This window comes from Alcanivorax sp. HI0044, assembly GCF_001634945.1.
In genome coordinates this window covers 1-8,276 of record NZ_LWEZ01001560.1, presented here as the reverse complement: position 1 = coordinate 8,276, position 8,276 = coordinate 1, and the positions used below count along the sequence as shown (strand labels likewise).

General features: G+C 62.3%; 7 protein-coding genes. All 7 read left to right on the top strand.

Annotated elements, in window-relative coordinates:
* Positions 1–1,506, top strand: a 1,506-nt coding sequence (locus A3730_RS23565) for an MFS transporter (RefSeq protein ID WP_197477603.1), incomplete at its 5' end; no start/stop codon positions are given.
* 105 nt (positions 1,507–1,611) lie between these two features.
* Positions 1,612–2,562, top strand: a complete 951-nt coding sequence (locus A3730_RS23560; protein WP_063520611.1) for a response regulator — start codon at positions 1,612–1,614, stop codon at positions 2,560–2,562.
* A gap of 76 nt (positions 2,563–2,638) precedes the next feature.
* Positions 2,639–3,514, top strand: coding sequence for a ketopantoate reductase family protein (locus tag A3730_RS23555; protein ID WP_063519399.1), 876 nt, complete (start codon positions 2,639–2,641; stop codon positions 3,512–3,514).
* Between the two features lie 69 nt (positions 3,515–3,583).
* Positions 3,584–5,554, top strand: coding sequence for a TonB-dependent siderophore receptor (locus tag A3730_RS23550; RefSeq protein WP_063539093.1), 1,971 nt, complete (start codon positions 3,584–3,586; stop codon positions 5,552–5,554).
* On the top strand, positions 5,554–6,141 hold the full coding sequence (locus A3730_RS23545) for a cob(I)yrinic acid a,c-diamide adenosyltransferase (protein ID WP_063521509.1): 588 nt from the start codon (positions 5,554–5,556) through the stop codon (positions 6,139–6,141). Before A3730_RS23550 ends, A3730_RS23545 begins: the two co-directional genes overlap by 1 nt.
* Before the next feature lie 156 nt (positions 6,142–6,297).
* A complete protein-coding gene (locus tag A3730_RS23540) occupies positions 6,298–7,653 on the top strand; it encodes an ATP-binding protein (protein ID WP_063539091.1) in 1,356 nt (451 codons plus the stop codon).
* On the top strand, positions 7,650–8,276 hold a 627-nt coding region (locus tag A3730_RS23535; RefSeq protein ID WP_063539089.1), incomplete at its 3' end, for a response regulator. The genes A3730_RS23540 and A3730_RS23535, both read left to right, overlap by 4 nt.

Here is an 8,276-nt window from a genome sequence, read left to right as displayed (position 1 = left end):
GCCTTCCTGCACCCCCGTGTGGCCACCATGTTCTTTTACGGGTTTTCGGCGGGCATTCCGTTGCTGCTGATTTTCTCGTCGTTATCGCTATGGTTGCGCGAAGCAGGCATAGACCGCTCCACGGTGACCTACTTCAGCTGGGCGGCACTGGCCTACTCATTCAAGTTCCTCTGGGCGCCACTGATTGACCGCTTGCCGGTGCCAGCGTTGACCCGCTGGCTGGGCCGGCGGCGAGCCTGGTTACTGGTGGCACAACTGGCCGTCGCCGCCGCCATTTTCAGTATCTCCCTGGTCGACCCCACCCAGCCCGGCGCGCTAAACCTAATGGCCTTTGCGGTGGTGTTGCTCGGTTTCACCGCCGCCACCCAGGATATCGTTATCGATGCCTACCGGATTGAATCCGCCGGGGCAAAATTACAGGCGATGATGTCCTCGTCCTATATCGCCGGCTACCGAATCGGCATGCTCACCTCCGGAGCCGGCTCACTGGTACTGGCCAGCTGGCTGGGCTCCACCAGCGAGTCCTACAGCTACGCCGCCTGGCAAAGCACCTATGCCATCATGGCGCTAACCATGCTGGTCGGGGCCGTCACCACCCTGATCATTCGCGAACCGGAAAACCACCGGCCCTCCAACGCGCAGTACACCAGCCGCCAGTACCTCAAGTTCCTGACCCTGTTTGTGGCCGGTATCGCCGCCTTTGTGAGCGTCTACGTATTCACTGCCGAGTCCGCCGCCACGCTCCGTCAGACACTCACTGACGCGGTGAATAACGGAGCCTTGTCCGGTCTGGTGGTGGAAACCCTGCGTCTGGCCCTGGCGATAACGCTGGTGGCCGCCCTGATCAAGCTACTCTCCCTGACCCCGCTATATGACAAGCAGCTGGTACAGGAAAGTTATCTCGACCCGGTAAAAGATTTTTTCCAGCGCTATGGCAAACGCCTGGCATTGTTGCTGCTGGTTTTCGTGGGGTTTTATCGCGTTTCCGATATTGTGCTGGGAGTGATTTCCAACGTCTTTTTTGAAGACATGGGCTTCACCAAGAACGAGATTGCCGGCGTGGTAAAAACCTTTGGGCTATTCATGACCATTGCCGGCGGCTTTCTGGGCGGGCTGCTGGCCATGCGTCACGGCGTGATCCGGGTGCTTTACCTGGGGGCGTTCCTGACCGTGGCCACCAACCTGTTGTTCCTGTGGCTGGCCTATGCGGGCCACGACATCCGCATCCTCTATGCGGTGATCTCCGCCGACAACCTCACCGCCGGGCTGGCCAGCGCCGCCTTTGTGGCGTTCCTGTCGCAGCTTACCAATGTCTCCTTCACCGCCGTGCAATACGCCATCTTCAGCTCGCTGATGACGCTGTTACCCAAAACCATCGGCGGCTACTCCGGCAGCATGGTGGACAACCTGGGCTACCCGGGCTTTTTCCTGCTCGCCAGCCTGATGGGCGTACCGGTGCTGGGCCTGATCTACCTGATCCAGCGCCACAGCGCTTTCCGGGACTGAGGTCCAGGCCCGGAACCACGAAAGATCGACCTGTTCACAGTATACTTTTCAATCAATTCACAAACCGGCTATAGTCGAGACTTACAAAAAACAACAAGAAAGCCAATGAACGTCTCCGAACTCGACATACTGGTTGTGGACGATGCCCGTTTTTCCGCCGCCGTGGTCAACCGCACTCTGGCCACCGCCGGCTATACCCGCATCCGTCATGCCCACAGCGCTCACGATGCCCTTGGCCAGCTGGCCGAGAAACCCGCCGACCTGGTCGTGGCAGACTGGTTGATGCCCGGCATGGACGGCCTGGAGCTGACCCGCCGTATCCGCCAGAACGACGAAGCCAACAACCGCTATACCTATGTGCTGCTACTCACCGCCCGCGAAGGGGTGGACGCCCTGCAACAGGCCTTTGATCAGGGCGTGGACGATTTTGTCTCCAAATCTGCCATGACCGAACAGCTGCAACACCGGGTGATGGCCGCAGACCGCATTATCCAGCGCCACAACCGGGTGCAGACCGACTACCAGCGCATGCTGACGGTGAACCGCCAGCTCAAACGTCAGGCCCTGATCGACCCGCTCACCGGGTTTGGTAATCGCCAGGATGCCTTGCGCGCGCTGGACAGCACACTTAAACACGCCCAGAAACGCGGCGGCGCCGCCTGCATGCTGCTGATGCGCCTGGAAGACTTCGAGCTACAACAACGCCAGCGCGGCAACAAGGTCATGCAACAAGGCGTCCTCGCCTTCAGTCGGCGCCTGCGCCAATCGGTCCGCCCCATGGATCACCTGTGCCGCCTGCAGCAGGATCACTTCGCACTGATCACCTATCAGCCACAGCTGAGCCACTGCGACCCCACCAGTTTCCGGCGTCTATACGACAACCTGAACCACCGCGCCTACCAGACCGCGGCGGGCTTTCTCAGCCTGCAAGTCAGCATTGCGCTGGCCGCATCCGCCGGCAACAACAGCGCAGACGGCATGCTGGAGCAGGCAGCGCTGGAACTGGAGCAGGCCCTGGCGGAAAAACGGATCGTCTCCGCTGCAGCGAGCGCCTGACATACCAGGCGACCGGAGACACACACGCTGAGAAAAACGCTCCATTTAATGCCCGTCAGGGCTTACCATTCGCCCCATGACTGAATCCCTTCCACACTGGTACCTGCTCGGTGCCGGCAACATGGGCACGCTGGCCGCCTGGTATCTGACCCGTGCCGGCCATACCGTCAGCGTCGTTACCGACAACCCGGCCCCCCCCAGCCACAAGCAACTGATCTTTGCTGACCGAAGCGCATCCCTTACCCTGCCCTGCGTCAGCCCGGCACAATTGTCCGGCTCCATCGCGCACTTACTGGTGGCCAGCAAAACGCCCTACACAGAGGCGGCCTTACGCCGGGTGGACGGCCATCTGAACAGCACCACCCAGGTACTGCGTTTCCAGAATGGCATGGGCGCGCTGGATGGCCTGCTTCCCCCCGGCACCCCTGTGCTGGAGGCCATCACCACCAGCGCCGTGAAAGGGCAGTCACCACAGCACACCATCGTGGCAGAAAACACCACCTGGCTGGGCGGTACCCAACAACCACCGGCATGGCTGGCAAGCCTGCAGCGCCACTGGCCCGACCTGCACTGGGAAACAGACATCCGCTTCGTGCAATGGAAAAAACTGGTGGCCAATGCGGTGATCAATCCGCTCACCGCCCTGCACGATGTGCCCAACGGCGCCCTCGTTGACGATCCGGCCTTGCAACAGGCAGCCCGCGCGCTATGCGCCGAGGCCGACACCCTGCTAACCGCACTGGATTCCCGCTGGCCCGGCCATTCGTTTTCCGCGGTACTGCAGGTGGCCCGCGCTACCGCTGGCAACACCTCTTCCATGCGCGCCGACCGGCAGCGCGGCGCCACCACGGAAATCGAGGCCATCAACGGCTGGCTGCTACGCCAGGCGCAACGCCACGGCCTGGACCTGCCCACCCACCGCCGTCTGGTTAAAGCCCTGACGCCTACATAAACGCACAGGCCCTCAGCGGCCGGCTCTGGTAAGCTCCCCTGCGTGCAGACCCCATTGTTCGGAGGATGAATGTCCACTCGCCACGCCACTCGCTATCCCGCGCTTTTTTTACCTGCTGCTGTCAGCCTGTTACTCGCCGCCCCGTTGCAAGGGATCGCCGGCGAACCCACTGACACAACAGACACAACGGACGCGGCCAGCGACCGTCACGCCCTCGGCACGGTCAAAGTCAGTGGCGCCCGCAACACCAGCCTGGCCGGCGAGCTGCCCACCGGCACCGTGGTGATCGACCGGGAAGCCATCGACAGCCTGCCAGCGACCAATCTGGCGGACCTGCTCGACACCGTGGGCGGCCTGCAAAGCAGTCGCCTGTATGGCATCAACGGCAGTAACGCCAGCGTGGATCTGCTCGGCTTCGGCGCCACCGGCAACCAGAACACCCTGATCCTGCTGAACGGCCGCCGACTCTCCAACATCGACCTGACCACCCCGGAACTGACCGGCATTCCCCTGGCCGCCATCGAACGCATCGAAGTACTTCCCGGTGCCGGTGCCGCCCTGTACGGCAACGGCGCCGTGGGCGGCGTGGTCAACATCGTCACCCGCCGCAGCTACCGCAACAGCGCCGGGCTGGAAATCAACAGCGGCAGTTACAACAGCCTCGGGGGCAACGGCTACGCCACCGGTAACCACGGCAACCTGAGCGGTGCGGTGGCGCTGAGCACCCTGGACAGCGATGGCTATCGCGACAACAACGCCCTGCGTAACGACAGCGCCTTCGCTGACCTGCGCTACCAGCAGGACCGTGTTGAAGCCTATTTCACCGCCAATGGCACCCGGCAGTCCCAGGGCCTGCCGGGAGGCCGCGACCCCAAGGAATTCAACAATGATCCGCAAGGCGCCGACACCCCCGACGACGACGCGGAGCAGGAAAGTTACTGGTTGATGCCCGGCCTGCGCATCGCCATGGCCGGCAACACCGCGCTCACCCTGGACGCCAGCCGCCGCCGCCAAACCCAGGAATACCGCTACCCCTCCAGCGGTTTCAACGGCGAGTCAGTGGTGGACAGCTACAGCTTCACTCCCAAGCTGGAAGGTCAGACCGCCACCGGCAGTGCCGTGCATAACTGGACGCTGGGCATGGATCTGCACGAATACGATTACACCAGCCGGACCAATTTCGGCGACCGGGAACTGGAACAAAGCCAACGCGCCTGGTATCTGCACAACCTGGTCAGCCTGACCCCGAAACTGTCTGTCAGCGCCGGCGCCCGCCAGCTGGAAAGCACGCTCAGTGGAGAAGGCGCCGACAAAGAGCAGGACGGCGAAATGTACGAGGGCGGCATCCGCTACACCTTCACCGGCAACCTGGCGCTGTTTGCCGGGGCGCAGCGCAGCGTACGCATCGCCAATGTGGATGAACTGTCCCCGTTCAACCCGCCCATCGACCCGCAAACCGGCCACAGCTATACCACCGGGGCCAGCTGGTCGCAGGGGCGCCAGCACTCCACGCTGACCTTCTGGCGCGCCGAGATTGATAACGAAATCGTTTACGACCCCATCGCTTTCGCCAATCGCAATCTGGACGACCGCACGGTACACAAAGGGGTCAGCATCAACTCCCGCTGGCGGCTGGACAAGGACATCACCTTCACTGCCAACGCCAGCGCCCAGCAAGCCCGTTTTGATGGCGGCCCTTTCAGCGGCAACGACGTGCCCCTGGTGCCCGAACACACCATGGAACTGATTGCCGACTGGCAGGCGCTCACCTGGCTGTCCGCCCAGATCAGCCACCGCTACGTGGGCGATCGTCATTACGACGGTGACGTGGACAATGAGTACCGCAAACTGGATCACTACCGCACCACCGACCTGCAACTGACGGCCCGCTATCGCAAACTCTATCTCAAAGCCGGTGTCTACAACCTGGAAGACAACGTGAATGCGGACTACGGTAACTACAACCCGGGCAGCAGCAACGCGGTACTCTACCCGTTGCCGGAACGCCATTACCGGGTCGCACTGGGCATGGAGCTGTAATGAGTGATACCAACGGAACCGGAAACCACGACAAGACCCGCATCAACCGGGTCATCACTCGCACCGGGGATGCCGGCGAAACCGGCCTGGCAGACGGTTCACGGGTGAGCAAGTTTCACCCACGCATCGTGGTACTGGGCGAACTGGACGAACTGAACAGTGCTCTGGGCGTACTGCGCGCCCGCCCGCTGGATACCGATCTGGACACGGTACTGGGCCAGGTCCAGCAGATGCTGTTCGACATCGGCGGCGAGCTGGCCATTCCCGGCCACCGCGTCATTGATGATCACGACCTGGTGGAAGTGGAATCCCAGGCCGACACCATCAACGCCGAACTGTCCCCGCTGAAAGAATTTGTGCTCCCCGGCGGCCACCCGGATGCCGCCTGGTGCCACCACTGCCGCACCGTGGCGCGGCGCCTGGAACGCCACGTTATCGCCCTGCATGACGCCGACGAAGACGCCGTCAACCCGGTGAGCCAGGCGTTGATCAACCGGCTTTCCGACCTGCTGTTCGTCATGGCCCGCCTGATCAACCTGCGCCACGAAGCTCCGGAAACCTTGTGGGTACCAAAGGCGGACCGGTAAATGAGTGCCGGACGCCCCATGCTCGACGCCTGACGTAAAAAACACGCGCCAACGGCCTCATGTCCTGCGTAGCCGCATTATGGAAAGATTGTGCAAACCAGCCCACCTCTAGCGCTCGCGCGCTACACTGACTGTCCTGACTGACGATGTAGCGCCATGGGCATTCGCAATAAACTGTTTCTGATCTTCCTGGGTACCTTCCTGGTCCTGATTGTGGCGGCCAGCGGGTTCTATTATCTGTCCTTCGTGCGCAGCCTGGACACCTATCTCGACGAGCGCCAGCAATCCCAGGTAGAACGGCTGGCCGATCACCTGGGCACTCTCTACCAACAGCAGGGATCCTGGCAGTTTCTGCGCGACGACCCTCGCCGACTGAAACGGCTCTACTGGCTGGCCGGTGATCGCGAGGAAGACAAGGACGACCGCGGCAACCACCGCCACTTGCAACTGCTCGATGCCCATAAACGCGTGCTGATCGGTCCACCTGCTCCGGCAAAATACCGCATCGATGTGCCCATTCAGGATGGCCGACACACGGTGGGCTACCTGACCTACCCGGACCAGGAAGCCATTCGTGACAAACTGGACCGCCGCTTCATTGGCCGCCAACTGCGCTTCGCCCTGTGGATGCTGAGCGTGGGCCTGGGGCTGTCTCTGCTGGTGTCCTGGCTGCTGGCCCGCCACCTGGTCGCGCCGATTCTGGCGCTTTCCCACCACACCCGGGAGCTACAGGAAGGCGACTACAGTTCACGCCTGGCCAGTAACCGCCGCGACGAACTCGGCACCCTCACCCGCCAGGTCGACCAGCTTGCCGAGCGGCTGGACCAGGGCCAGCAGGCACGCCAACGCTGGTTCTCGGATATCGCCCATGAACTGCGCACCCCGGTGGCGATCCTCCAGGGCGAACTGGAAGCCCTTTGCGATGGCATCCGCCCGCTGAATCAGGAAAACCTGAAAGGGCTGGAGAGTGAAGTGGCTCAGCTCACTCACCTGATCAACGACCTGCATGACCTGGCGCTGGCTGACGGCGGAAACCTGCGCTACCAGTTCCGTCAGGAAGATCTGAGCAGCCTTATCGAGGACGTGCTCGACAGCTACCGGGGCGCTTTTGCGCAACGCGAGATAACCTGCCGCACGACTTTGCCCGATCAGGCCCTGCTCCAGCAGGACCCGGTACGCCTGCGCCAGCTACTGGATAACCTGTTTCAGAACAGCCTCAAGTACACCGCCGACGGCGGCGAGCTGGCCGTTTCCTTGACCCGGCAAAAAGATGACACCTGGTTACTGACGGTGGATGACAGCGCCCCCGGCGTCCCCGACGACGCCCTGCCCAAACTGTTTGATCACCTGTATCGGGTGGAAAGCTCCCGTAACCGCCGCACCGGGGGAGCCGGGCTGGGGCTCGCTATTTGCCAGCGCATTGTCGAAGCCCACGGCGGCACCCTTCATGCGCAGCACAGCCCGCTGGGCGGTGTGCACATCCAGATCTCGCTACCGGGAGACGCGCCATGAGCCGCATCCTGATCGTGGAAGATGAACCGCGCCTGTCACAGCTGGTGGCGGATTACCTGCAACATGCCCACTACCAGACCGAACAGACCGACAGCGCCAAAGCCGCCATTGCCCTGGCCCGTGAGCAATCCTTTCATGCGATATTGCTGGATCTGATGCTGCCCGACGGCGATGGCATGGAAGTGTGCAAGGCCATCCGCCAGCACAGCAACGTGCCGATTCTCATGGTCACCGCCCGCGTGGATGAAGTGGACCGCCTGCTGGGCCTGGAACTGGGCGCTGACGATTACATCTGCAAACCGTTCAGTCCTCGTGAACTGGTAGCCCGGGTGAAAGCCGTTCTGCGCCGGGCGAATCCCGAACCCAGCGAGCAAGACGATGGACTGCGACTCGATGAGGAACGCTATGAAGCTATTCTCAATCAGTCCCAGGGCCAGCAACGCATCGCACTCACCGCTATCGAATTCGCCCTGCTCGCCACCCTGTCTCGCCAGCCGGGCCGAATCTGGTCACGGGACCAGCTGATGGACGAAATCTACAAGGACCACCGCGTGGTGTCCGACCGCACCATCGACAGCCACATCCGTAAGCTGCGCCGCAAACTCAGTGACGGCGACGCACAA

Excerpts from the sequence above, each read along its gene's own strand:
- A3730_RS23560 (WP_063520611.1), top strand. The coding sequence starts at position 1,612 with ATGAACGTCTCCGAACTCGACATACTGGTTGTGGACGATGCCCGTTTT.
- A3730_RS23555 (WP_063519399.1), top strand. The coding sequence starts at position 2,639 with ATGACTGAATCCCTTCCACACTGGTACCTGCTCGGTGCCGGCAACATG.
- A3730_RS23550 (WP_063539093.1), top strand. The coding sequence starts at position 3,584 with ATGTCCACTCGCCACGCCACTCGCTATCCCGCGCTTTTTTTACCTGCT.
- A3730_RS23545 (WP_063521509.1), top strand. The coding sequence starts at position 5,554 with ATGAGTGATACCAACGGAACCGGAAACCACGACAAGACCCGCATCAAC.
- A3730_RS23540 (WP_063539091.1), top strand. The coding sequence starts at position 6,298 with ATGGGCATTCGCAATAAACTGTTTCTGATCTTCCTGGGTACCTTCCTG.